This is a genomic window from Streptomyces sp. NPDC002730, from assembly GCF_042888805.1.
In the GTDB taxonomy this organism is placed as follows: Bacteria; Actinomycetota; Actinomycetes; order Streptomycetales; family Streptomycetaceae; genus Streptomyces.
This window is the reverse complement of sequence record NZ_JBIAQG010000008.1, coordinates 231,790-257,431: the sequence shown is the minus strand read 5'-3', so window position 1 is coordinate 257,431 and position 25,642 is coordinate 231,790. Positions and strand designations below refer to the sequence as shown.

17 protein-coding genes and 2 pseudogenes are annotated in these 25,642 nt (G+C 67.7%); 10 read left to right on the top strand and 9 right to left on the bottom strand.

Going from position 1 to position 25,642, the window contains the following annotated elements; translation table 11 throughout:
• Window positions 1–13 precede the first annotated feature (13 nt).
• Window positions 14–2,524, bottom strand: coding sequence for an amino acid adenylation domain-containing protein (locus ACFYXH_RS21855; protein WP_389565382.1), 2,511 nt, complete (start codon window positions 2,522–2,524; stop codon window positions 14–16).
• 36 nt (window positions 2,525–2,560) lie between these two features.
• Window positions 2,561–5,131 (bottom strand): Pls/PosA family non-ribosomal peptide synthetase, encoded by a 2,571-nt coding sequence (locus ACFYXH_RS21850; RefSeq protein ID WP_389565380.1) that lies wholly within the window; start codon window positions 5,129–5,131, stop codon window positions 2,561–2,563.
• Between the two features lie 554 nt (window positions 5,132–5,685).
• Here ACFYXH_RS21850 and sbnA point away from each other — a divergent pair.
• The 3 genes and pseudogenes from sbnA to ACFYXH_RS21835 all read left to right on the top strand — a co-directional run.
• Window positions 5,686–6,672, top strand: a complete 987-nt coding sequence (gene sbnA, locus ACFYXH_RS21845; RefSeq protein ID WP_389565377.1) for a 2,3-diaminopropionate biosynthesis protein SbnA — start codon at window positions 5,686–5,688, stop codon at window positions 6,670–6,672.
• Window positions 6,673–7,220: 548 nt separating this feature from the next.
• A complete protein-coding gene (locus ACFYXH_RS21840; RefSeq protein ID WP_389565374.1) occupies window positions 7,221–7,685 on the top strand; it encodes a peptidoglycan-binding protein in 465 nt (154 codons plus the stop codon).
• 171 nt (window positions 7,686–7,856) lie between these two features.
• Window positions 7,857–8,243: pseudogene (locus ACFYXH_RS21835) on the top strand (transposase); the annotation flags it as partial.
• Between the two features lie 25 nt (window positions 8,244–8,268).
• On the opposite strand, the gene ACFYXH_RS21830 reads toward ACFYXH_RS21835, so the two are convergent.
• Both ACFYXH_RS21830 and ACFYXH_RS21825 read right to left on the bottom strand, forming a co-directional pair.
• On the bottom strand, window positions 8,269–9,297 hold the full coding sequence (locus ACFYXH_RS21830) for a DUF4232 domain-containing protein (RefSeq protein ID WP_389565371.1): 1,029 nt from the start codon (window positions 9,295–9,297) through the stop codon (window positions 8,269–8,271).
• Between the two features lie 552 nt (window positions 9,298–9,849).
• Window positions 9,850–10,080, bottom strand: a complete 231-nt coding sequence (locus ACFYXH_RS21825; protein ID WP_389565368.1) for a response regulator transcription factor — start codon at window positions 10,078–10,080, stop codon at window positions 9,850–9,852.
• Window positions 10,081–10,489: 409 nt separating this feature from the next.
• Between ACFYXH_RS21825 and ACFYXH_RS21820 the strand changes: the two genes are divergently transcribed.
• The 4 genes from ACFYXH_RS21820 to ACFYXH_RS21805 all read left to right on the top strand — a co-directional run bounded on the left by ACFYXH_RS21820 (window position 10,490) and on the right by ACFYXH_RS21805 (window position 15,241).
• On the top strand, window positions 10,490–12,922 hold the full coding sequence (locus ACFYXH_RS21820) for a SpoIIE family protein phosphatase (RefSeq protein WP_389565365.1): 2,433 nt from the start codon (window positions 10,490–10,492) through the stop codon (window positions 12,920–12,922).
• 307 nt (window positions 12,923–13,229) lie between these two features.
• Window positions 13,230–14,399, top strand: a complete 1,170-nt coding sequence (locus ACFYXH_RS21815; protein WP_389565362.1) for a hypothetical protein — start codon at window positions 13,230–13,232, stop codon at window positions 14,397–14,399.
• Window positions 14,400–14,814: 415 nt separating this feature from the next.
• On the top strand, window positions 14,815–15,039 hold the full coding sequence (locus tag ACFYXH_RS21810; protein WP_389565830.1) for a hypothetical protein: 225 nt from the start codon (window positions 14,815–14,817) through the stop codon (window positions 15,037–15,039).
• A complete protein-coding gene (locus tag ACFYXH_RS21805; protein WP_389565359.1) occupies window positions 14,999–15,241 on the top strand; it encodes a recombinase family protein in 243 nt (80 codons plus the stop codon). The genes ACFYXH_RS21810 and ACFYXH_RS21805 overlap by 41 nt, the downstream gene beginning before the upstream one ends.
• Window positions 15,242–15,442: 201 nt before the next feature.
• Here ACFYXH_RS21805 and ACFYXH_RS21800 read toward each other — a convergent pair.
• A pseudogene (locus ACFYXH_RS21800) lies at window positions 15,443–16,585 on the bottom strand (IS110 family transposase); the annotation flags it as partial.
• A gap of 460 nt (window positions 16,586–17,045) precedes the next feature.
• The gene (locus ACFYXH_RS21795) at window positions 17,046–17,498 is read right to left on the bottom strand and encodes a hypothetical protein (RefSeq protein ID WP_389565356.1); all 453 of its coding nucleotides are present in this window, start codon (window positions 17,496–17,498) and stop codon (window positions 17,046–17,048) included.
• A gap of 1,338 nt (window positions 17,499–18,836) precedes the next feature.
• On the opposite strand from ACFYXH_RS21795, the gene ACFYXH_RS21790 reads away from it, so the two are divergent.
• On the top strand, window positions 18,837–20,414 hold the full coding sequence (locus tag ACFYXH_RS21790; protein WP_389565353.1) for an alpha/beta hydrolase: 1,578 nt from the start codon (window positions 18,837–18,839) through the stop codon (window positions 20,412–20,414).
• Between the two features lie 220 nt (window positions 20,415–20,634).
• Here ACFYXH_RS21790 and ACFYXH_RS21785 read toward each other — a convergent pair whose 3' ends face one another.
• Window positions 20,635–21,645, bottom strand: coding sequence for a serine/threonine-protein kinase (locus ACFYXH_RS21785; RefSeq protein ID WP_389565350.1), 1,011 nt, complete (start codon window positions 21,643–21,645; stop codon window positions 20,635–20,637).
• A gap of 373 nt (window positions 21,646–22,018) precedes the next feature.
• Between ACFYXH_RS21785 and ACFYXH_RS21780 the strand changes: the two genes are divergently transcribed.
• Window positions 22,019–22,243, top strand: a complete 225-nt coding sequence (locus ACFYXH_RS21780) for a hypothetical protein (protein ID WP_389565347.1) — start codon at window positions 22,019–22,021, stop codon at window positions 22,241–22,243.
• Window positions 22,244–22,433: 190 nt separating this feature from the next.
• Window positions 22,434–23,009: a hypothetical protein gene (locus tag ACFYXH_RS21775; RefSeq protein ID WP_389565344.1), complete on the top strand. Its 576-nt coding sequence runs from the start codon at window positions 22,434–22,436 to the stop codon at window positions 23,007–23,009.
• 263 nt (window positions 23,010–23,272) lie between these two features.
• Here ACFYXH_RS21775 and ACFYXH_RS21770 read toward each other — a convergent pair whose 3' ends face one another.
• Complete coding sequence (locus ACFYXH_RS21770; RefSeq protein ID WP_389565341.1) at window positions 23,273–24,253, bottom strand: alpha/beta fold hydrolase; 981 nt, start codon at window positions 24,251–24,253, stop codon at window positions 23,273–23,275.
• A gap of 662 nt (window positions 24,254–24,915) precedes the next feature.
• Window positions 24,916–25,557, bottom strand: coding sequence for a TetR/AcrR family transcriptional regulator (locus ACFYXH_RS21765; RefSeq protein ID WP_389565338.1), 642 nt, complete (start codon window positions 25,555–25,557; stop codon window positions 24,916–24,918).
• Between the last annotated feature and the right edge of the window lie 85 nt (window positions 25,558–25,642).

Below are 25,642 nucleotides of genomic sequence, written 5' to 3'. Positions count from 1 at the left end.
CTTTCGATGTGGTTCAGGAGGAGGCCAGTAGTTCGGTTGCGTGTCGCTGGGGTCTGTCGTCGACCAGTTGGGCGAGGTCGGCGAGGACCGGGTGGCCGATGACGTCCTTGGGGGACACGGCGCGGTCCAGGGCAATCGCAAGCTTCACCGCCGACAGTGAGGTGCCGCCGCGGTCGAAGAAGTGGTCCCGCCGTCCGATCCGGTCCTGCGCGATGCCGAGCACCGTCGCCCAGGCGGCCGCCAGCCGCTGTTCGGTCGGCGTGGCCGGCGGCTCGTGATCGTCCTCGCCTGTGCCGAGTTCCAGGGCGAGCGCGCACAGCTTCTTCTTGTCGATCTTGCTGTTGGCGGTCAGCGGCAGACTTTCCCGCCAGTGGAAGGACGCCGGGACCATGTAGGCGGGCAGTGAGACGGCCAAGCGGTCCTGCAGGATGCCGGGCTCGAGGGGCCGGGGGCTGCAGTAGAAGGCCACCAGCTGCTTGCTCCTGTCGCCCCGTTCGGCCACCACCACCGCGCTGTCGCGGACATCGGGGAGGCGCAGCAGGGTGTTCTCGATCTCGCCGATCTCGATCCGGAACCCGCGGATCTTGACCTGGGCATCGCGGCGGCCGAGGAACTCCAGTTTCCCCGACGGGTGCCAGCGGCCGTAGTCGCCGCCGAGGTAGAGCCGCATGCCTTCGTGGTGCGGATCGGCCAGGTAGGCCGCCTGGGTGCGTTCGGGGTCGTTGATGTAGCCGCGGCCGACGCAGACCCCGGAGAACGCGATCACGCCGGGGGCGCCGAGCGGCACGGGTGTGAGGTGTTCGTCGACGACGTAGACGTGGACGTTGTTGACCGCGCGGCCGAGCAGGATCCGGTCCGGCGCCCGGTCCATGACCTCGTGGTTGGTGTCGTCGGAGGTCTCCGTCAGCCCGTAGGCGTTGACCAACTTGATCCCGGGCTGGGCGGTGAACCAGCGCTCGGCGAGCTCCTTCTTCAGCGCCTCACCGGTCACCGACACGTACCGCAGATCGGGCAGCGTGCGGGGGTGCCGTTCGAGATCGGACAGCACGGCATCGAGATACGACGGCACGACCTGCAGCACTGCGACCCCACCGTCGATGATCGTGTCGAGGAAGCGGGGGACGTCCAGGATGACTTCCTGCTCGACCAGCAGGGTCCGCCCGCTCACCAGCAGCGCGGAGAGCAGTTGCCACAGCGAGATGTCGAAGCACTGCGGTGCGGTCTGGGCCACCACCTGCCCCTCGCCGATCCCCAGATCGTCGATCTTGGCGAACAGATGGTTGAGCATGCCCGCGTGCTCACACATCGCCCCCTTCGGCTCGCCCGTCGAGCCGGAGGTGAAGTAGATGTAGGCGAGCTGGTCCGGCGCGACGTCGATGCCGGGATCACCGTCGGGATGGTCCTCCGCGTAGGCCGCGTCGACGCAGAGCCTCTGGACTCCGGGCAACGTGGTCAGGGCCTGGTCGAGGGTGGTGGTGCTGCCCGGTTCGGTCAGCACGAGCCCGCACTCGGCACGGGCCAGCGTGGTCGCGATGCGCCCGGCCGGGAAGTGCGGCTCGACGGGCAGGTATACGCCCCCGGCCTTGAAGACCGCCAGCACGGCGGCCAGCCAGTCCAGGTTGCGCTCCGTCACCACCGCCACGACGCCCTCGCGGCCAAGGCCGCGAGCCAGCAGGGCGCGTGCCAGCCGGTTCGCCCGGGCGTTGAGTTCCCGGTACGTCCACTGCCTCTCGCCGTGCACGGCTGCGACGGCATCCGGATGCGCCCGCACCCGCTCCTCGAACAGCTCGTGCACCCGGCGGTCCGGCAACTCCCGGCGCGGTCCGGCCAGCCCCTCGAGCTGGAAGCGGAGTTCCCAGTCGGACAGCAGACTCTGCCACCCGTGCCCGGCGTCCGGATCGGCGGCGATCAGTGCGAGTGCGGTGAGGTGGTAGCCCGCGATCCTGGCGGCGCTGTCGGCGTCCAGGGCGTCGGTGCGGTAGCGCAGCCGCAGCGCGAGCTGGTCGCCGTCCTGTGAGATTCCCACCTCCAGCACGGTGTCCTCGGCGATGTCGCCGCCGCCTCCGGTGAGGTCGAGCACGGTTTCGAACGGCGCTTGGGTCAGGCCCAGTTCGCGCCTGAGGTCATCGACCGGGAAGTCCTTGTGCGACAGCAGTTCCGAGGCGACTTGATGGGTGTTCAGCAGCAGCGCCCGCCACGAGCCAGGTGCGGTGGTCAACCGACACGGCAGCGGTCGGCCGGCATCGGCGGCGGCGACGTAGCCGGTGGTGACCTCCTGCTCGCCGGACAGTGCAGAGAGCACCTTGGCATGCGCGGCCAGCAGTACCGAACCGAGCGGCAGTGCCAGCTCGTTCGCCAGTCGGTGCGACGCCGTCATGATGTCGTCGGGGACTGTCGTCTTGTACTCCCCCACGCCGTTCACGGGGTTGAGGGTCCATCGTGGGGCCGGGGTGAAACCGCCGGCTGTCAGTACGCCGCGCCAGAACTCTCGGCCGGCCTCCGTGCGCATCGGTTGCGTTCCCATTGGATCTTTCCTCCGCTTGTTGCTGTTGCCGCGGTGTCAGTTGCCGCCTGCCGGGGCGGCGCATGTGTCGTTGCTGTCTTGGCGGGCCGGCAGACCGGCCTTGTTGTCCCGCATTTCCCGGGCCGGGTTTCCGCCCCACCCGGTGTGCTGGGGGATCTCCTCGCCTTTCATGAGGAAGGAGTCGGGGGCGAGCACCGCGCCGTCGCCGATCGTCACGCCGTAGTGGACGAAGGCGCCGACCCCGAGGGTGCAGTGGGCACCGAGCGTGCTGTGGTCGGACTTGAAGGCACCGTCCTCCTGCGAGTGGCACTGGATCACGGTCCCCGCGTTCAGCGTGCTGTCGTCGCCGATGGTGACGAGCGTCCGCTCCGGAAAGAAGCAGCCGTCGTCGAAGACCCGCTTGCCGAGCCGGACACCCAGCAGCCGCCAGATCACGTTCTTGAAGGGGGTGCCGTTGAAGACCTCGACGTAATCGACCGAAGCCATCTTCCAGAAGCGTTCATGCCGCCAGAAGGAGGGCTCGTAGATCGAGCAGTACAGCGGTTTCAAGGCCTTGAATCCCGTGGCGGCCCGTTCGATCAGTGCGAAGTAGACGACGGTGAACAGAAGGGTAAGGACACCGGCCAGCGCGATCACCGACGCACCGAGCGAGGGGTAGAGGTCCGCGGCGCCCATGGCGATGAGGGTGATCACGAAGAGATGGACCCACCGCGCCAGCAGGTACAGCCCCGTGGTGACGGCATTGTGCTTGTTCTTCGCGGCGAGGCGGCGGTGCAGCTCGTCGCCGCTCTCCAGGTGGTTGAACTTGTTGTCACGCTCGACCGTGCGCGGGATCTCGAAGCTGGGCGAGCCCAGCAGGCCGACGCCCTCCCGCACCGGTCCGTCGATCGGGACCATGACCTTCGTCGCGAGCAGGCAGTTGTCGCCGGTCTTGCCCTGCGAGGGATAGGCGACGCGGTTCCCGAGGAAGTTGCGGGGCCCGATCGACACCCGGGACACGCGGAAGGACGTGCTCGAGAAGTCGGCGTTCATGATGGACAGCCCGTCGGCGACCATGGTTCCGCTGCCGACAGAGCTCAGATACGGACTCTCCTGCTGCACTTCCGTGCCGAAGTTCGACCCGGTCTGCTCGACGCGCGACAGGTCGTATCCGAGGTAGCGCAGATAGTGGACGATGCTGGAGCTGTCCCCGAAGAGCGTGGCGAAGAACTTCCTGTTGGTCATGAGGGCGATCGCCCGCTGGATTCCGTAGTGGAAGCCGTACAGCGGATAGGCCTTGTCCGCTTTGATGGCCAGGTTGAGCACGCGCGGCACCGTGCCCACGACGAGGAGGCCGGCGAGCGCAGCGCCGAAGAAGAGCACGAAGGAGGCGGTCAGGGCGTCGAGGTAGAACGTCCAGCTCGTGAAAGCCGCAGGCTCTGGGGTCAGCAGCGCATGGAACTGCGGGAATTCGGCGCGCAGTATGCTCACGCCGCCCATCGCCAGCGGCAGGTACACAAGCAGTGTGTTCAGCAGTTGCAGGACGCTGTAGACGGCCCTTTTGGAGGTGCCGCAGTCGACGGGGTCGACTGCCCGGTAGTCCACCTCGGTCCGCTGCGCCGGGGACCCGTGCCGGCGCTCGCCGTCCGGCACGGCCTGCCCGGCGTGCAGGGAAGAGGCGTGGCCCAGCTGGGCCCCGTCGCCCATCGAGGTCTCGATGTCGAGCACCGTGTGCTCGCTGACGAGCACGTCCTTGCCGAGGGTGACCGTGCCGGTCTGGATCAGGCCGGCGTGGGCGCGGTAGCAGGAGAAGAGCACGTCCTTGCGGACGACCGTGCCGTCACCGATGGTGAGCAGGTCGGTGCATACCGGAATCGCTCGGGAGAGGATGGTGACGCCTTTGCCGATCCGCGCGCCCAGTGCCCTCAGGTACAGCACGTAGAGCGGTGAACCGGCGAACAGGCGCAGGGGGCTGGTGCGGATCAGGGTCTTGACGAGCCAGAAGCGCAGGTAGCCCAGGCTCCACACGGGGAACTCCCCAGCTTTCCAGCGGCCGATGAGCACCCACTTCGCCAGGATTGGAAGGGTGCACATGCCCAGGAAGCTCGCGCCGGCAAACAGGACCGACCGCAGATAGGAGTCGAGCAGACCGGAACCGGCGGAGATCCACTCGTAGCCTCGGACGCCGACAAGGGCGGTGAGGTAGGAGTATCCGAGGAAGATCAGGAGCTGCAGCGTTCCGCAGAGGACATAGCGCAGCGTGCCGGCCGGTGCCGGTACCTCGGCCGGCGACGGGGCCGGCGGCGGGACGGGGGTGGGCGCGGCGTCGGCGAGCGCGGTGGCCAGCGTTCGGATTGTGGGGTTTCGGTAGATGTCCTTCATCGACACCGAGGGCAGGTCCGCCCGCTTTCTGACCCGGGCACAGAACTGGGCCATCACCAGGGAGTCAGCGCCCAGGTCATGGAAGAAGTGACTGTCGAGGGGCACCTGCTCGACGTGCACGATGCCTTCCAGCACCTCGGCCAGGAGGCTCTCGGTGCCGGTCGTCGGGCCGATGTACCCGGCGTTGTGGATGGTCGAGATTTCAGCCGGATCGGCCGTCAGGATCTCGATGGTTTTCCCTGGCACGTGAGCTCCTTGAGTGCGTTTCGATCAGCGTCGGTCAGTGCGGACGGATTCTTGAGTCCCGCCTCTCCAGTAGGCCCGGCCGGGGAGTTCCTGTCCTGCCCCTGGATTTCGGGGCTTGACGCAGCAAACCGGCCTTGGTAGCGGCCCCTGCTGCCGGTCTTCGCCTTGTGTTTCCCTGCGTTCCGGCGCGTCTCCTGGCTTACGACCGCGTATACACGGGCAGCCGTCGCATCCGCGCGACAATCGCCCAGCGATAACGCTGACTGCCCCTCCGGCCCGGGCGATCTGCCGGGCCGGCCGGAGTACACCGGCAAGGAAGGCCACGGGGGGCCGGACACAGCTGTAGCCACGGCTCACCGGAAGCCGCAGATGAAACCGGTGCCGGCGATCGTTCACCCCCGACCCAGGCACGACCACAGCCGCTTATTCACGAGCGGGGCTGTGTGTCAAGTCCCGAATTTCGGTGGCATGACAGAACCGCTCCGATTCGGGCGTACTGGAGATGTTCCGGCGAGTGACATCTCGCCGGCGAATTCTTCGGTTAGGAGGCGATCATGCCCGTCATATCCGTTCCCCAGGACTTCAACGAAGACGAGCTCTACGTCGACCTTGAGGGGATTTTCGGGCACCCGCTGTTCCTCAAGTGCGAGGGCTTCAATTTCGCCGGCTCGATCAAGCTCAAGGCCGCCACCGAGATGGTCGAGGCCGCCGAACGCGACGGCCTGCTGACCCCGGACTCGGTCCTGGTCGAGTCGTCCTCGGGCAACCTGGGTGTGGCCCTGAGCATGATCGCAGCCAGCAAGGGCTACCGGTTCCTGTGTGTGACCGACTCCCGCTGCAACCTGGCGACCAGGTTGATGATGGAGGCCCTGGGCAGCCAGGTCCACGTCGTCACCGAGGCCGACCCGGCCGACGGCTTCCTCGGCGCGCGCATCGACCACGTCCGCGCTCTGTGCGCCTCCGACGACCGCTATGTGTGGCTCAACCAGTACACCAACCCCAGCAACGGCATGGCCCACTACCGCATGACCGCCCCGGCCATCGCCCGGCAGTTCCCGGACCTGGATGTGCTGTTCGTCGGGGCCGGCACCACCGGGACCCTGATGGGCTGCGCGCGCTACTTCCGCGAGTGGCACCGGCCGGTGCGCATCGTGGCCGTCGACAGCGTGGGCTCGGTGACCTTCGGGGGTGCCCCGGGCCGGCGGATGATTCCCGGCCTGGGCACCAGCAGGCGCCCGCCGCTGCTGGACGAGTCCTATGTCGACGATGTGGTGTGCGTAACGGAGGCCGACACCATCCAGACCTGTCACCGGCTGGCCAGGCGTGGGTTTATGTTCGGGGGTTCCACCGGCACAGTGGTCAGCGGCGCGATGGACTGGCTGGCCCGGCAGGAGGGACGAAAGCTGACCTCGGTGGCCATCGCCCCGGATCTGGGTGAGCGGTATCTGGAGACCATCTACCAGAGCAACTGGGTGCAGGACCTGTACGGCGAGGACGTCCTCGGCTCCCAGACGCTGACCACGGCATCCCAGGCAGCCTGATCCCCGCCACCACCGCGCCTGCGCCGTCCCTGCGCAGGCACATACCTGGCCAAGGCCGAGCGCGACCTCGGCCGCCGCAGCACGCAGACGCACCACCAACGGTCATGCGGCTACCGTGCCGCGCCGCACCTGGGCGGGTGTGAGCCGGTGCGGTGGTCGGGGCCGATCCCAGGGGCGGCGGAGGTCTTCGGCGAGGGGGCGGGCGAGGCGGAGCCGGGTATGGGCATCGATGATCTGCTAACGGGCAGCCTTTATCGGCCAGTTCTCACTGCGGACTGAGCTGAATTCCGCAGAAGGTGTACATCCGTTGCCGCTACTGCAGCTGATGGAGACGGATGTCAGCTCCTGGATGAGTGAACGTCAGCGCAGAGGGCGACGACAGCCAATTCGCCGAGCGGTAGCTTCTGTCCGTACCGCGCTGACGCGGGCAGGTCCACCACGACCATGATCGCTTCTGCGCACACCAAGAGAGGGCGACACCGACTCGACCGATGATTTGCGCGCCAGCCGCGCCAGGTGCCGCCCCAGACCCAAAGGGGGAACGACGAATGCGACCGAAAGTCTTAACGAGGACACTCGTCAGTGTCACTGCCGTCGTCGGGATTGCCGCCGGGAGCCTGGCGAGTGCGGGCGCCAGCTTCGCGGCGTCCGCGCCGACCTCGATGACGGCGGCGAGCTCCGAGGCTGTCGTCCCGCTCGCGGTGGTCAACCTCGGCCTGAGTACTGCGCAGGCCAAGAACGTCCAGTGCTGGCTGAAGGCGAACTGGCAATACACCGGCGCGCTCGACGGCCAGCTGGGCACCAATAGCTGGAAGGCATTCCAGCGCAACCTCAGGGCGTACTGGGGCTACACCGGCGCGATCGACGGAATCGTCGGAAGCGGCACGGTCAAGGCGTTGCAACGCCTGCTGAAGGACAGCTGGGGCTACACCGGCGCGATCGACGGGGACCCGGGACCGGGGACCCAGGCCGCGTTCAAGCGGTTCGCCAATGCCTGCAGCGGCTGGTGTTGAGCGACTCTCTGTATGAGCGCGTAGGCTCGTTCTGTACGGTCTGACCTCGAAAAACGTCCCGAATGGTGTCACTCAGCCGGGAGTTCGGCAGGCGGAGACGGCGGTCTTGGCTGTGATCCTTCGTGCTGATCCAGAGCGCGGGTTTCACTGGCCCCAAGACCGCCGTCGAAGGTGAGTCTGCTGCACCCCGATATCCAGCAGGAAGCCTTCGCTTTCGCGTCACATGTCCGGGACGAATTCTTTGCGTGTCTGCACGCGCATCGGGACGAGCTGTTCGAGCTCACCGATGCGCTGCGCTGCCTCCGCCCAAGGCCGCCGACGTGCGGCTCGTCATGACGGTGGATGTCGAGCAACTGGCTGCGTCCCGACGCGCCGTGCAGGCCGGAGCGGTTGTTCTGCCGCACCTTCGGCCGCGGTCGGGACCAGCACCTGATGATCCCGGGCTGGCCCTACTCGTTCGTCGCCACCCTGGAGACCGGTCGCACCTCGTGGTGCCAACTGCTCGACGCGGTCCGTCTCGGTCCCGCCGAGCAAGCCCGCTCGTGGACGCAGTCGCGTCGTGAGCAGGCGAGTCGCGGGCCCTTCACGGTTGTGCGGGGACGGCGGACAGGGATGGAGGTTCAGGCGACTGCCTGCCGGACGCGCCGCCGGTGACCGGCCCATTCGTCTCGTCCTTCTTCCAGGGGCCGACACCGACCTTCCCCGTCGTGCCCAGGTCGAGCTCCGGGATCACCATCACCGGAACGGCACCGGGCTTCTCCCACACCCTCACGTAGGGGGCGTTCACGGGATTGCCGACACCGGCTTCTACGGTATTGCGCCAGACCAGACCGGCGTAGGCGCGCTCGCCGGGCTTCAAGTCCAGCGGCTGGGGCACGCCGTCGGCTCCGGTGCCGGTGGCGACAGCGCTGCCGCCATGGAGGATCTTCACGCTGTTGACGGGCTTGTGGCCCTCGTCGAGGAGCTGGAGCTGCGGGTAGCCGTTGAGCCGGTTGGTTCGGGTGCCGCAGTTCTCCAGGTGGAGACTCACGACGCGGAGTCCCATGGCGGCATCGCCATCATCGGCGTACACGCGCACTCCCGAGGGCGGGCAGGGGCCCCCTTCGGAGGGTGCTTCGTCGGCGGGGACGCTCCTCACCTCGGCGATCTGCACGCGCACCTTGCCGCCTGGGCTCGAGGGAAGTCCGCCCATGGCGACGGTGCGCTTCACGGTCTGACCGGGCTTGACGGACGGCACTGTCTGCTTCGTGCCTGTCAGCGCCTCTCCGGAATCCGACAGGAACTCGAAGGTGATCGTGTAGGTGAAGGGTTCGGTCTCCTGGTTGGTCACCTTGAACTCGGCGCAGGCACGGGCGCCGCCGCTCGAGCCGGTGATCTTTACTCCGTCCTTCTCCAGACCGGAAGAGTCTCCAGGCAGGGCCGAAGTGCTGGGCGCGCCCGGCGTGTCGGAGGGCTGAGCCCCGCAGGAGGACTTGCCGGGAAGATCCGGCGCGTCAGACCCCTGCGTCTGCGTCAAGCCGGCGCTCTGCGAATCGCCCTTCTGCGATCCGCAAGCCGAGAGCAGCAGGACGCCGGCGACGACGATGGGAAGGGTGAGGGAGTCGCTACGCATTCGCCAAGTCGATCAGGGCTAGACCACGCCAGGCCGTGACGGAAGCCATACTTCCAGTAACAAGCCGGTCACAGGCGAGTGAGCGGTGCGGACGGGAGCTTACCGATGAGGGTCTGTTCGTCCCGGAGCTCGCCGAGATCCCGCGCGAACCGGGCGGGAGCTGACCGCGGTGACCATCGGCCCCCGGATCTGAGTGAGCGGTACCGGGAGACCACCTGCCGGACCAACTGAGTGCAGGGTCTGCACGGCGAGGACGTCCTCGGCTCCCAGACGCTGACCACCGCATCCCGGGCAGCCTGCCCCCGGCCGTCACCGAACCAGGCGCCGACCACGACGGCGACGCCCTGCCCCAGCCCCCCGGCCTGCATGCGGTGCCGCCGGCGCCGACCGGGCCCGCCACCGCCGGCCTGCCCGAGCAGCAGACACGGGCCGGGCCGAGATGGGGACTCGGCCCGGCCCATTGAGCAGCGGTCGTGCAGCGCGGCGTGTGCCGGGGACGAGCACAGGCGCCGGGTCGCCTTCTTTGCGGATTCCCGCTCGGGCAGCCGGGCGTCACAGTCCCAGGGAGATGGCCAGTCGGGTGAGTTCGGCCGTGCTGTTGATGTTGAGCTTGGCCCGGATACGGCGGAGATAGGCGTCGACCGTGTGCTTGGAGAGCCCCATGTGGCGGGCCGTTTGCAGGTAGGTGCGCCCTGCGGCGATATGTCGCAGTGTCTCCCGCTCACGCGGGGCCAGCGTAGGTGCGGGGGCTTCGATGTACGGCGTGGTGAGTGTGAGGCTCATGGGATTTCCTCCGACGGATCGGCTCGGTCATCACTGCTCACACCCTCGGAAGCAGGGGACATGTGCCTGAATACGGCTATTTGTCCGCTTTCAAAAAGCGTGCCCGGGCAACTTCATGACGGTGTCCGCCGACTGTCACAGGCCTGTCACAGGGCACGCCCACAGGCGCGCCGTGCACGATCACTCTCCGAAGACCCCTTTTCCGTCTCCGCCGGCGGGGGGGGCGGCGGAGACGGGCGGGCCGGGCCGGCATTTGAGCCGCCGGTCGCCTCCTCTGGCATCGCTGGCGGCCGGGGCCTGGGGCAGGGCACCTCGTGACAGCGCTGGATTGGTGCTCCGTGCCCCTCAGGATCATGCTTGTCAGGAGGGCCCCGGCCGTGCAGGTTCCCGAAGGGCGAGATGAGCGGCGATGGAGCGACTTCCCACCCCTCCTGGTGAGCGGCCGGACGAGTCGGACGCCTCCCCCGAGTCGGCATACACGGCCACGGCCACCGTCAATGAGCAGGGCATCGTGACGGGGTGGAGCGAGGGTGCCCGGCGGCTGCTGGGCTACGTGCCCTCGGAGGTCGTGGGGCAGACCGCCGCCCGGCTGCTCGCCGATGACGTCGGCGAGACTGCCCGGCGGGATGCGGCCGGGCGGGAGAGGTGGAGCGGCACCGTGGCGCTGCGGCACCGGGACGGCCACCGGCTGGAGCTGGGACTGCTCGCGCATCGCCGGACGGCGGACGACCCGGTCACCGAGTGGCTCCTGGTGTCCGCCGTGGTTGGCAAGCCCCGCACGCCCGGGAGCGAAGCGCTGAGGGAATGGACGTTCACCCAGTCCCCCGACATCCTGGCGATCTTCGATGCAGACCTGCGGCTGGTAAGGGCGAACACCGGCATGGAGCGCGCGCTTTCCCTCACGGAGGCCGAGATGCTCGGGCTGCACCTGCCGGAAATCGCGCCCTATCCCGTGAGCAACGAGGCCGAGAACAAGATGCGCCTGGCGCTGGAGACCGGCGAGCCGCAGTACGTGGAGGCCTACATCCGCCCCACGGGTGTCAGCCCGGACCGCGGCTGGTCGACCTCCCTCGGCCCGCTGAAGGACCCGGACGGCCGGGTACGCGCCGTGTGCCTGGCGGCGCACTCCAGGTCCGCGGAGTACGTCGCCCGGCAGCAGATGCTCCTGCTGAACGAAGCCGGCGCCCGCATCGGCACGACCCTGGACATCGCACGCACCGCGCAGGAACTGGCCGACGTCGCAGTCCCCCGGCTCGCGGACTTCGCAGCCGTCGACCTGCTCGACTTGCCCCAGCACGGCGACCAGCCACCCTCCGCCCCTCCGGCAGGGCTCATCACCATGTGCCGCACCGCTGTGCGGTCGGTCCTCGAAGGGAGCCCGGAGTCCCTGGCTGCGATGGGCGAGACGACCACCTACCCGGCGCTCTCACCTGTGGCCGAATGCCTGGCCCAAGGCCGTGGCGCCCTGTACGAGGTGGCCGACCCCACCATCGCCCGGTGGGCGGCCCAGGACCCCGGAGCCGCCTGGATCCGCGAGGTGGGCACACACTCGGTGATTGTGGTGCCGATGCGCGCCCGCGGCATCACGCTCGGCGTGGCCTTCTTCAGCCGTCACCAGCGCCGGGAGCCCTTCGAACCGGACGACCTGCTGCTGGCCGAGGAGCTCACGGCCAGAGCGGCCGTCAGCATCCACAACGCCCGCCGGTATACCCGGGAGCGCACCACCACCATGACTCTGCAGCGCAGCTTGCTCCCGCATACGCTGCCCGATCAGGCGGCACTCGAGATCGCCTCCCGCTACCTGCCCGCCGGTACCCAGGCCGGCGTGGGCGGCGACTGGTTCGACGTGATCCCGCTGTCCGGCGCGCGGGTGGCCCTCGTCGTGGGCGATGTGGTGGGCCACGGCATCCGTGCCTCCGCCACCATGGGCCGGCTGCGCACCGCGGTGCGCACCCTGGCCGACGTCGAGCTGCCGCCCGACGAGCTGCTCACCCATCTCGACGACCTTGTCATCCACCTGTCCGCCGACGAGGCCGACATGGAAGGCGCCGCCGAAACCGCCGGAGGCATCGGCACCACCTGCCTGTACGCGGTCTACGACCCGGTTTCCCGCCGCTGCACCCTCGCCCGGGCCGGCCACCCCCCGCCCGCCGTGGTCACCCCGGACGGCGCCGTCTACTTCCTCGACGTCCCGGCCGGCCCGCCGCTGGGCCTGGGCGGCCTGCCCTTCGAGACCATGGAGACCGAACTGCCCGAGGGCAGCCTCATCGCCCTTTACACCGACGGTCTGCTCGAACCCCGCCACCACGACATCGACGAAGCCCTGGACAAGATGTTCGCAGCCCTCGCTCACCCCGCCCCGACGCTGGACACGGTCTGCGACAGGGTCCTGACGGCCATGCTGACCCATCGCCCCGATGACGACATCGCCCTGCTCATCGCCCGCACCCGGGTCCTCCACGCCGACCGGGTCGCCGCCTGGGACCTGGCCTCCGACCCCGCCATCGTCGCCCAGGCCCGCAAGAACGCCACTGACCAACTGGCTGCCTGGGGTCTGGACGACGCCGTCTTCATCACCGAACTGATGGTCAGCGAACTGGTCACCAATGCCATCCGTTACGGCCGGCCGCCCATCCAGCTACGGCTGATCCACGAGGACAGCACCCTGATCTGCGAGGTCTTCGACTCGAGCAACACCGCCCCGCACCTGCGGCGTGCCCGGACCTTCGACGAAGGAGGGCGGGGCTTGCTGCTGGTCGCCCAGCTCGCCCAGCGCTGGGGCACCCGGCATCTCCCCATCGGCAAGACCATCTGGGCCGAGCAATCCCTCTCCGGGAGCTGAACACGTTCCGCGGGGCGCCGTCCCGTACGCAGCCGGAGCGGTACTTCTGCCAGACGACGCGGGCCGGGAAGCAGTGCAAGCCAAGCAGCATGCCACCCCGCCGGCGAGCCCAGGGTCCAGATCGGGACCATACGGATGATCCACCGGTTCCTGGCGGCCCGGCAGACGTGCCAGCCGAGGTCGTCGACTACGTCACCGAACAGCTGGGGCCGCCGGACCCGCCGTGTATCAAGGCGTACTCCCACCGGGAGCATGCCGGTGAGATCCAGAAAGTAATGAGTACCGCGACATCGCCGAGGTCGGGAATGTGTCCACCGGCTGGGCGGATGCGGCGGCGTGGACGGCCGGGGACGGGCCGAAGGGGTTGCGCCTGGGTGGGGTGGAGGGATTCGTCCTCCATGCCATCGTCGTGTTCAACACCCCCTACACGGACGCCGCGCCGAAGGCTCTGGAGCACTTCACTTCGCCATGCAGGGCCGCGCGAGACAGCCCGTGCCACTTTTTACCCGCAGACATTCTTCAGTCTGGCTGGGCGGCAAGTCTGTTCACTTGCCGCCCAGCCAGAGACGCGGTCCGCGACTGTCAAGCCCTAGTTGCCATTGCCATTGCCGTTCCCGTTTCCGTTGCCGTTGCCGTTGCCGTTTCCATTGCCATTGCCGTTGCCGTTGCCGTTGCCGTTGCCGTTTCCGTTGCCGTTGCCGTTTCCATTGCCGTTTCCATTGCCATTGCCGTTCCCGTTGCCGTTTCCATTGCCGTTTCCATTGCCATTGCCGTTCCCGTTGCCGTTTCCATTACCGTTGCCATTGCCGTTCCCGTTCCCGTTGCCATTGCCGTTCCCGTTCCCGTTGCCATTGCCGTTCCCGTTCCCGTTGCCATTGCCATTGCCGTTCCCATTGCCGTTTCCATTGCCGTTTCCATTGCCGTTGCCGTTGCCGTTCCCGTTCCCGTTCCCGTTCCCGTTCCCGTTCCCGTTCCCGTTCCCGTTGCCATTGCCGTTGCCATTGCCGTTCCCGTTCCCGTTCCCGTTCCCGTTCCCGTTCCCGTTCCCGTTCCCGTTCCCGTTGCCATTGCCATTGCCATTGCCATTGCCATTGCCATTGCCATTGCCATTGCCATTGCCGTTGCCATTGCCTTGGTGGACGTGATGGCCCAGACCGGCTACGGCCATGTGTGGCGTCGCCGGGGCGGCGAATGCAGCGGACGGCAACAGCACGCCTCCTGCAGCCAGGGTGGTCGAGGCGGCAAGCATCAGAAAACGCCGGGTCCTATTAGTGTGAGTCATGGGATTTCTCCTCCGGTGAGAAGTGGTGAGGGGTTATCGAATGGTCCATGTCGATTCATGGGCCATTCGCCGCGGGACGCATGTCCCGCACATCACACCGCCAGGGCTTTGCCGGACGATGCAGGTGGGCCACCTGATTTGCGTGAACCCATGCCTCAATTAGGACCCGGCGAGCGAATCGCGTCACGCCCCTGAATTTCGGGACTTGACATACGGAGATGGGCACGATAGCTGAGGCATGGCCGGGCGGCGGCACATGACCGTCGGGCAGCGCACAGGCCGGAACGAAGAGGGGCCCTGCGTCCCGCGCCATCGCGTTCATCCGCATCCTGGTCGGGCGCAGCGATCACACCAAGCGTTCGAGCCGGATCGTCCACGTGGCCACCGGCCCGTCCGGGAAGCGCCTGGCTTTGGGAGTGAGTTGACACTGCCCGAGGCATGCTCGGCGATCAGGCGCAGGGAAACGATCGTTCGCATTACACCCCTGCCGCGAGCGCGTACCCGTAGGTCGTCGGCGTAACGCTTCCCGCGTCCGCATCTATGTCACGCACAACCACGTATCCGATGCATTCCGAGCCGTAAGAATCGGCGTAGCGCGGGTGGTCCACTCGTGACCAGCGCCCCGAATCCCAGCAGGACGCCCTATGCGCGGCGGGCTGCGAGAAGACGTTCACCGGCAAGGCGTCCGGAAAACTCGCCCGCCCCGGACCCGACAAGGGCCGTCCTCGTCTCCGGCGAAGGCGACCAGATCGCCGTCACCAAGCGCTACCGCCCCGGCCACTCCCTGGAGAAGCTTGTCGAGCTGTTCAAGAACCTCCAGGCGGGCCGACGTTGACCTCATCGTCCGCGGCCAGGACATCGACACCTCCACCGCCGTCGGGCGCATGTTCTTTCAGGTTCCGGGTGTAAACGCGGAATTCGAGCACACCCTCATGCCGCAAAGAACGATGGACGGTCCCCAAGCCGTCCGCGCCCAGGGCGCACCGGCGGCCAAACAGCCCAGCCCGCTCCCCCGCCAAGTGCAGTTGGCGCGGTAAGTGACGACTCCTTGCGACTGCTGCCGTCCAGCAAATCGCCGATGAGTTCGGCGGAACTCGAGGCACGCGCCGTGTGCATCAGCTTTTTGTGTCCGTGGGTTCGGTTGAAACGCGGGGGGGTGGCCTTGTGACTTTGGTCAAGGGGCAAATCGGGGTTGATGGTTGATGGTTGGTGGTTGGTGGTTGGTGGTTGGTGGTTGGTGGTTGGTCGAAGATGCCGTCGCGGAGCATCGCGAAGAGCACATCGGTCCGGCGTCGGGCGAGGCAGAGGAGGGCTTGGGTGTGTGGTGCTTTGCCTGGGCGATCTTAGTGGGTGCGGGAAGCAGGGTCGGCCAGGGCCGCGAACGCGGACAGGAAGAGGGCGCGCTTGAGTTGCTTGTTGCCTCTTCGGGAGGGCTGTTCGCTGCGGATCGAGGACCCCCCGAACTGCGGGTCGCGGGGGCGAGGTCGGCGTAGGCGGCGAGGTGGGCGGCGCTGGGGAAACTGGTGCCGACGTCGATGAGGATGCGGGCGCTGGTCCTGATGCCGATGCCGGGCGCGGACATCAGGACTTTGGAAAGAGGCTGGGCTTCCAGCAGTTCTCAATCCAGTGGGCGGCCAGCAGTTTGTGCTGGTCGAGAACGGCGGTCAGGCTTGGGACGATCAGTGCGGCCGCGTCGGTGCCGGGAGCCACGACGGTCTGCTCGTCGAGCGCGGTGAAGATGTCGTCGATGAGCCGCTCGGCCTCTTGGGCGCCTTGGGGCGAATTAGGGTGACCAGGCGCCGGCGTCCGGCCTTGCGGATCTGCGCCGGGGAGCCGAGCTGGTCCGGGAACTTGAGCACGGCGGGGCGCTGCATGCGGGGGCCGATGACGCGTTCCAGGTGCGGGGGGGCTGGTTGAACACCCCCCGCAGTCGGTTGGAGTGGCGGTTTGCCTCGGCGGCGAGGTCGTCTCGAAGGCGACGATCACCTGCAGTTCGGCGATGGTCTCGTCGTTGAAGTCGACCGACTGCAGGGTGTGGGGCATCGCTCGGGCCGCGTCGCGGGCGTCGGTCTTGGCCTCGCCAGGGTAAAGGTCGGCGATCCGCCGCATGGTCAGACCGGGCAGATAGGCGACCGGGCAGCCCAGGTCCCGTGCAACCGCCAGGGGGAGGGCGCCGATAAAGGTGACCTGGTCGACGGTGACGAACATGGTCGCCGTGCTTGGCCTGCAGTTTGGCGAGGACCTCGCTCAGCTTGGGCTCGCTGTTGGGCAGGCGCCGGTCGAAGGTCTTCTTCCCGGTGGGGGTTTAGTGCGGTGGCGTGGTGTTCGGCTTCGCCGATGTGCAGGCCGAGGTAGACATCGATGCCGCTGGTGTCGATCACGTCGCGGTTCCTTCGGCGCTGTTCACCCGGCCGCGCCACGCCACTGATCGCCACATCCAAGGAACGACCAGTCCAGGAGAAGCGGACGGCTCTGTGGAGGTATATCCCGACTGCTGCTTCCTTCCGACGCCGACTGCGGGCCCCAGCGCAGGACCCGGGCAGCGGGGAGGACGACGGCGGCGACAACGACCGGACGACACGTCCGGATAGTGCCGCGCATGAGAATTTCACCTCCTCCGCCACATTCCCTCCGGGAATGAGAAGAACCTCGATCTCTTCGAGGTGAATTCATGCCAAATACTCGGGTGGCCGACCTCCCGTCACGGTGCAGAACCGCGCGAAACAGCCCGCACATGCCCCTTTCCCCCGGACATGCCAATCTGGCCGGGTGGCATGTCCATTGACTTTGCCACCCGGCCAGACCACGACCTCACTCGAAACTGGCCGCGACTGTCAGGCCCTACTTCCCGTTGGTGTTGGTGTTGGTGTTCGTATTGGTGTTGGTGTTGGTGTTGCCGTTCCCGTTGCCGTTGCCGTTCCCGTTGCCGTTGCCGTTCCCGTTGCCATTGCCGTTGCCATTGCCGTTGCCATTGCCAGTGCCAGTGCCAGTGCCGGTGGTATTGGTGTTCGTATTCGTGTTGGTGTTGTTGATGATGACGACAACCTTCCCGCCACCCCCATGTCGGCCTCCCTTACCGCCGCCACCGTGCTTGTTTCCCTTCCCGCCACCGTGGTTGCCTCGATTGTCGTGGTGGCCGTGACCACCGTGATCGGATGCCGTCGCGGTGACGGCGCCGACGTGCGCCGGGGCAGCGGCGAATGCACTAGTGGAAGGCAGCAGCGCACCTCCTGCAGCCAGCGCGGTCGAGGCAGTAAGCATTACGAGACGACGTGTGCAGGATATGCGAGCCATGGGAATTTCTCCTCCGGTGGGAAAGGGTGAAAGGACTGAACGAACGACCCTGCAAATTCACGGGCCTTTCGACCGGGAAACATGTCCCGTAAACGCGCCGCCAGGGCTGTTCCCGACGATGCGGTTGGGCCACCTGATCTGCGTGAACCCATGCCTCAATTAAGCCCCGGCAAGCAAACCGTGTCATGCCGCTGAATGTCGGGGCTTGACAGACCGCGACGGTCGCGATTAGGAGGCATGGGCCACCCGGCGGGCGCCGGCGCATGACCGGCGGGTGCGCACAGTCCCGTACGAAGAGATGCGACTCGCACCGGCGCGTCTCGCTGTCCGGCGTGCCTGTCACAGGGATCCGCAGCGCTGGGCTGCACGGCAGGCCCTCGGCCCACCCCGCGGAGGCTGACCGGCAAAGCCCATCCCACGGCCGACAGCCGCAGGCTGTCGCTGCCGATCGAGCTCACCCCGGCAACGTCAGCGACTCACGCCCTTGCGTGGCAGTGCCGGAGACCACCCGCATTCCCCGCACCGGACACTGACGGCCTCACAGCCGCCCGGGCCAGATCCCTGACGTCAGGCCTACTCCTCCAAAGCAATCCGCGACTGGCTCAAACGTCCCGGTGTCGTCGACACGATCCTGGAACGCAGCGGCTGCCCGAGCGGATTCGAGTACCCCGCACCGGGCTCTGTCGACCCCACAGCCGACCGGTGTACCTGCCCTCAGCCCTGTGGGCGGTGCAGTCGCCGGGACCTGCGCCGGCGCCGGGCATTGAAGAGCGCTCCCAGCCGACCAGTGATCGTTCCCCGGACCGCGGCCCTCGCGTGGTCAAGGGCCGGGTGACCGGATGGCCCCGGGGGACTGCCGTATGGCCCCTTGGCTGTGCCGACGGCGCCGGGCGTGCGGGAGCCGGGAGGCCGCCCGGGTACAGGGCGGGCACGCTCCGTCTTTGGGGTGTCACACCAGCCATTGGGGTGTCACGTCGGCGCCGACCCGTGGCAGGCCGTCTGCCTGCGAGAACGTGGCCGGGCACGGCTCGCGTGACCCCTTCGGCGGCCGCCGGGCCCCCAACGGGTGCCCTGCGGCAGTTCCGCCGGGCTCCTGCCTGACGTCTGCGGCTGCGTCAAGCCCCGAGTTGTCGGAGCGTGACGAGGCGGTGCCGCTCGGGCCCTACTCGAGTACGGGCCTCACCGGAACGAGCCCGGGGCCGGATGGCAGGGCGGAAAACCTCAGCGAGGATTCTCCCTCTCACCGGACCGCCCGTTACCCGCCATACCGTCCTGGGCCGCCCGAGGAGTCCGCGCCCTGCGCTCCTCGCGCCCGGTGCGAAAGATCGGAACTGCCTCATGTCCTCCAAAACCTCCAAGGTCCTAGGCGCCGGCGCGCTGAGCGCCACCATCGTAGTGATCGCCACCGCAGTCGCCGGGGGTGCCGGTAACGCGTCCTCAACGCCGTCGGATTCCGCCCCGGCCACGAGCAAACCGCCAAGTTCGCTGACCGCACAGAAGCTCAGCTGGCACACGTGCGCCGCACCGACCCCGGCACAGGGCACAAACGAGGCCCCGGGCGGCGCGTGGCAGTGCGCCACCCTCAAGGCGCCGCTGGACTACGCCAAGCCGGACGGCGAGACGATCAACGTCGCACTGATCCGAGCCAAGGCAAAGGACCAGGACCAGCGCATCGGCTCGCTGCTATTCAACTTCGGCGGCCCCGGCGCCTCCGGCGTCTCCATACTCCCCAGCCTCGGCAAGGAATTCCAGACGCTGAACTCGCGCTATGACCTGGTCAGCTTTGACCCGCGCGGCGTCGGCGAGAGCTCGGGCGTGACATGCCTCAGCGACAAGGAGATCGACGCCTACTACGCGGGTGACGGCTCGCCAAACGACGCCACCAGGCTGAAGGACGCAGCCGATTTCGACAAGAAGTACATCCAGGGCTGCGAGCGGAACTCCGGCAAGGTCCTTCCGCACGTGGACACCGTGAGCGCCGCGCGTGACATGGACCTCATGCGTGAGGTCCTCGGCGACAAGAAGCTGTACTACTTCGGCATGTCGTACGGCACCAAGCTGGGCGGCGTGTACGCACACCTCTTCCCCAAGAACGTGGGCCGTTCAGTCCTGGACGCCGTGGTCGACCCGACCCAGGACCCGCTGCAGGAAACGCTCGGCCAAGCGAAGGGCTTCCAGCTCGCGCTGAACAACTACATGAAGGACTGCGCCGCCACCAAGGGCCCCGCATGTCCGACCGGCAAGGGCGGGGACGAGGGCAGTCAGAAGCTCGCCGCACTGCTGAAGAAGATCGACAAGCAGCCGCTGCCCACCCAGGACGGCCGCAAGCTCACCTCGGACCTGGCGTTCACCGGCATCATGTCAGCGCTCTACTCCACGGCGTACTGGCCCACGCTGACGACCGCGCTGGACGAGGCGCTGGTCCTCGGCCAGGGCAACGGGCTGCTGGCGCTCGCCGACGCCTACAACGGCCGCGACGAACAGGGCCACTACACCAACGCCGACAACGCGAGCATCGCCATCAGCTGCGCGGACCAGAAGCAGCGCTACACCGACGGCGACGTGCAGGCAAAGCTGCCGCAGTTCCGCAAAGCCTCGCCCTTCTTCGGCGAGGCCATGGCCGGGAGCATCACCAGCTGCACCGGCTGGCCGGTCACCGGCAAGACCGACAAACCACAAGTCAGCGCCAAGGGCTCGGCGCCGATCCTCGTCATCGGCAACACCGGCGACCCGGCCACCCCCTACGAGGGAGCACAGAAGATGGCACAGGAGCTGGGCGACGGCGTGGGCGTCGAAATCACCCTTGCCGGCCAGGGCCACGGCGGCTACGACAGCGGCAACAGTTGCCTGAAGAAGGCCGTGGATCGCTACCTGCTGGACGGCAAAGTCCCGGCACCCGACACCACCTGCTCATAACACTGGCCCGACACCACACACTCCGGGCCCAGGGCAAGACCGCGTTCCCACACTCCACACCCCGCGCCAAGGGGACATGGACTCGATGATCTGGGCTCACTCCCGACAGGCCCCGCTGCCGCTCCCCAAGATCTGCACCAAACCCCGAGAGAAGTGCATACAGGCAGGGCAACACGACGAGACCCAGCATGGTCCACCCAGCATGGTCCGAGGACAGAACCTAACCGGGCGGACGGCCAAAGACCGGCCGGGCCCAGACAGGCGGATCCGGGGCCGGCCCGGGGTGCTGCGCGGCTTCGACAACCCCGGGATCCACCTGTGTCGGCGGATGCGCACCCTTGCCCACGCCGATCGCAGTGGCACGCAGAGCCGCCACGAACTCCAGGCAGGAGCCGTAACGGTCCTCGGGAGTCTTCGCCAGGGCCTTTGCCAGAACGTCGTCCGCCGCCGACGGGATCCCCGGCCGTTTCTCGCTCAGGGGAGGTGGCTGATCGTACTGATGCGCCCACAGCAGCGCCATGTCCTCATCCCGCTGGAAAGGCGGCCCACCCGCGAGGGTTTCGTAGACAACGCAGGCAAGGCTGTACAGATCGCACCTGCCATCCACCGGGCGTCCTGAAATCTGCTCCGGTGCCACATAGTCGAGCGTGCCGACGAACTCGCCCACCTCAGTGAACCCGGTCAGCGACAGCGATTTCTTCGTCAGCCCGAAATCCGTGAGATAGACATGCTCAGGGTGATCGCTGTCAGTGCCCCCGGCAACCAGAATATTGCCGGGCTTGACATCCCGGTGCACCAAATCATGCTCATGGGCCGCATCAAGTGCCGACGCCACCTGAGCGGCGATACGCAGCGCAGTCGCAACCGGCAACGGGCCGTCCCGGTCGAGCAAAGCCCGCAGATCCAGCCCCGAGACATAACGCATGGCGATATACAAGACACCATCCATCTCGCCGGCCTCAAAGATCGGCACAATATGAGGATGGTCGATCGCAGCAGCCACACGCGACTCGTGCGTGAAACGGCGACGGAAGGTGTCATTGCGGGCCAGCTCCGGGGCAAGCAGCTTCAGCGCAACCGTGCGGTCCAGACGCAAATCCCTGGCACAGTACACAACGGCCATTCCCCCGCGACCGATCTCACGCTCCACCCGGTAACCCGCAATCTGCGCCCCGATCAGACCCGAAGCCCGACCCGAATACAGACCCATCCCATCCGACGCCGCACCCATTACACGCCATCACCCAACCGTGCGACAGCCGCGAGACATACACACGGACCACCAGCTGGGTCACCGAGGCAGACGCCCCTGCCCAGACCCACACCCCACACACCCACCCCGCGGTGCCGACTCCGACCCATCACCACGGAACCGGAACCGGCCTCGAAGACAAGTCCCGGCGCAGCCGAACCGACAGGCCGCTCACCCATACCCAAATTCTATCCAGTGATCCACACAACTGCTTGAATGATCAACCCCGATCTCAAGGCCGACCCACCCACCACACCCCGGACACCCTTCTGCCAAAAGACCAGCCCGGCCGCCGACGGCCCCCTACGGATCGACCCGCGTCCAGGTACGCCTGCCCGAGGGGTGGGCGGATGTGGGCTGGATCCACCGCACCGTGGTCTCCCAGCCGCTCACCGACACGACCTGGCGGCCAATCCGCGGCGTCGTCGAGCGGCACGGCAGCCGGGCCGAACATGAGGAAGAACTCGCCCGCGCCGTCGACGCGCTGCTGCGTCCCTCCAGGCTGACGCTGCCGACAGTGGGCCCGTCTGATCGCCCCACCGACTGCCGCCCTCCCGGGTGGCCGGTTCTTGAGTAATTCACTGGTTGCCCGGAGTCGCGCTCGAGTGCATCGCGCGGCTCCGCTGAAGGCACCCGGTGATCAATAGCGCCGCCTTCGAGACAGCTTTGCCCCATCGTTGGCGAAAAGCCGACCGACACGCAACGCCGCCACAAGCCCGGCCGTCCTACCGCAAGTACTCGTACTCAGCTCTTAGTTGGAGGTAGGCATGCGAAGGTTGACGACAGCGGCCGCGGCGCTCGCGCTGGCGGGCGCCGGGCTGGTGGCCACGGCCGGGGTGGCCGGCGCCGCGACCGGCCAGGTGGGGAAGGCCGCCTCGGCCACCGCCTGCTCGACCGTCTGGGGCAGCGGCGGCAAGTCGGCCACGGACTCGGACTCCAGGCCGCTGAAGAACATCAAGACCAGCCAGAACACATGCTACGACCGCATGGTCTTCGACGTCAGTGGTGCGACAGGCAAACTCGGCTACCACGTCGGTTACGTCGACAAGTTCCACCAGGACGGCTCCGGTGAGCAGATACCGGTCAACGGCGGCGCCATCCTGCAGGTCTATGTGTCCGCGCCGAGCTACGACCCGGCGACCGGTAGGCAGACCTACGCCGGCAAGGCTGGGCAGCCGCTGCCGGGTGTGAACATCACCGGATACAAGACGTTCAAGGACACCAAGTTCGGGGCGAGCTTCGAGGGGCAGACCCAGGTCGGCCTGGGCGTTCGCGCCAAGCTGCCGTTCCGGGTGCTCCAGTCCGGCGACCAGCTGATCGTGGACGTCGCGCACACCTGGTGACCCCGCGCAGGGCCAAGGGCTGCCAGGCCGCACCGCTGGTGCGGCCTGGCAGCCCGGCTCTGAGCAGGAGCCAGAACCCGCTGATGAGCAGCACTTCGACAGCGGTTCGGGAGGCAGTCGAGCGCCGTCGGACGATTCAGATGTTGACGAGTTACGACAGCACTGAGTAATCCCGGCGACCGGGGCAGGCAGGCTTGCAGGAGGCAGACACTGCCGCATCGGGCCTGGGAGCCCGGAAACGTATCCAGGCTCCCAGGAAGGCTTCAGGCGGGTAGAGAGGTCAGCCAGTCGGTCAGGAGCCGGTTGATCTCGGCGGGGCGCTCTTGCTGGATCCAGTGGCCGCAGCCGTCGAGGATGTGGGTGGAGACCAGGCCGGGCAGCGTGACGGGGTATGCCTTGATCGCGTCGGCCAGCCAGGTGGTGGAGGCGTCCAGACTGCCGCCGATGAACAGGGACGGCTGGGTGATGGGCGCGCCGTCGAAGTCGGCGAGGTCTTCCCAGTCCCGATCCATGTTCCGGTAGCGGTTGAGTGCGCCGCCCATGCCGGTTCGCTCGAACTCCCCGGCGTAGACATCGAGGTCGTCCTCGCTGAGCCAGGCGGGCCGCCGACCGACGGGGAACCGGTCGCGCAGCATCCCGCCCCGACTGACGAAGTGCGGGCCGGGTGCGTCAGGGGCGGGCATGGTGTCGGCGGACAGGGCGGCGTAGAAGCCCGCGAGCCAGCCGCGGACGTCGGGCTCGATCTCGCCCTCGGCCCGACCGGGCTCCTGGAAGTAGGAGACGTAGAACTCCTCGTCCCCGCCCATCTGCGCGAAGACCTCGCTGGGCCTCGGTCCGGTGCGCGGGATGTACGGAACACTGAGCAGCCCTACCGCGCGGAAGATGTCCGGTCTGGCCAGGGCGGAGTTGGCGGCGATGGTCGCCCCCCAGTCGTGGCCGACGATCACTGCGGACTGTTCGCCCAGGGCGTGCACGACTGCGGCGTTGTCCTCCACCAGGTTGAGCATCCGGTACGCGTCTGTGTCGCCGGGCTTGGAGGAACGGCCGTAGCCGCGTACATCGATGGCGACCGCGCGGTACCCGGCCGCGGCCAGCTCAGGCAGCTGGTGGCGCCAGGAGTACCAAGATTCCGGGAAGCCGTGCACGAGCAGCACCAGCGGCCCGGTACCCTGTTCCACCAGGTGGATCCGGCCTGCGGGCGAGGAGACCAGCCGGTGAGTGACGTCCGTGGCTTGCTGTGGCATGAAACCTCCGGGGCTCTCGACCTGCCATGCGCCGAGCCCGTGCCGGCCCGCAACGCTTCAATACCGATCATGTGGCGAACGGTGCTGGCACAGCGAGTCTTCTTGCCGCTTCAGCAACACGGCTCTGGACGGTCCTGTCTCACGCGTTCCGACGTTCCTGCCCGCGCCAAAAGCATCCCGGCCGGACGGGTGCCTCCCGATCTCGGGTTCTGGCTCAGCTTCTGTGGGGCGGCCACGCACACTCGGTCCGCATCGCGGTGAACAGAACCAGCCCCTTGGGCCGGCGCCACCGGCAGCGACTTGTTCCAGCGCCCCTTGCGCTCGATGACCCCCTTGGCTTCAGTGAAACGCCCACGGGTTGAGCGGCGGGCGCTTGCCGCATCGGCCAGACGCCGTCAACGTCCACCACCTCGTGACACCGAGGGCACCGTGGAAGCCCACCGTCGCTGCTCTGCTGGAGCGCAAGAGAGCGCCCTCGGCGATCTCGACGGCAGCGAGCTCGCCGCCCTCCTCGCCCTGGGAGGTGCGCGATGACGTTCAGCGGACCGTTCTCGGGCAGGACCGGTCCGCGTCTTGCCCGCCCAAGTTCCGTCCGGCCCGGGTTCGTCCGGCCCCAGGTTCGCCCGGCCCAGGTCCATCCGGGCCACCCAGGTCCGCCCACCTCAGGTCCGTCCGTCCCCCGGCACCTCCGCCTCGTCCGCCTCAGACTCATCCGTCGCAGGACCGCCCACTCTGGACGCCCCCGCCCGCAGCCCGTCCATCACGAGGTCCAGCAGACGCATCGCACGCGGCTGCCAGTCGCTGTGCGGGTCGATCTGCCAGAGCCCGGCAATGGCGAGCACGAAGTCGTCGGGGGTCAGCCCCGGGCGGATGGTGCCGGCCTCCTCGTTCGCGTTCAGCAGGAGCGTGACCGCCTGGGTCACCGGGCCGTGACCCAGCTGGGCCAGACTGCCGTACGTGCTGGTGGTCTTGCGCAGCGCGTCGGCCAGGCCGGCCTTGGCCATGGCGTACTGGGCCAGGCGGTCCATCCACTCCCTCAGGGCCTGGTCAGGTGCGCGCGTCTGGAGCAGCTGGGCAGCGGTGTCGGCGACCTGCTGCATCTCGTAGCGGTAGACCTCCAGGACGAGGGCCTCGCGGTTGGGGAAGTTGCGGTAGAACGTCCCCTGCCCGACGCCCGCCTTCTTCGCGATCGCGCTCAGCGGGGCGTCCGCAGCCCGTGTCAGCTCGGCCAGCGCGACTTCCAGGATGCGCTCGCGATTCCGTTGCGCGTCCGAGCGCAGAGTCACGCTCTCCTCTTCCTGCACTCGTCCTCCTTTCGGAATCACAGCCAAGCCCAGCCTTGCTAACCGGACAACTGTCCGCTAAGTTCGATGACTACCGGACAGCTGT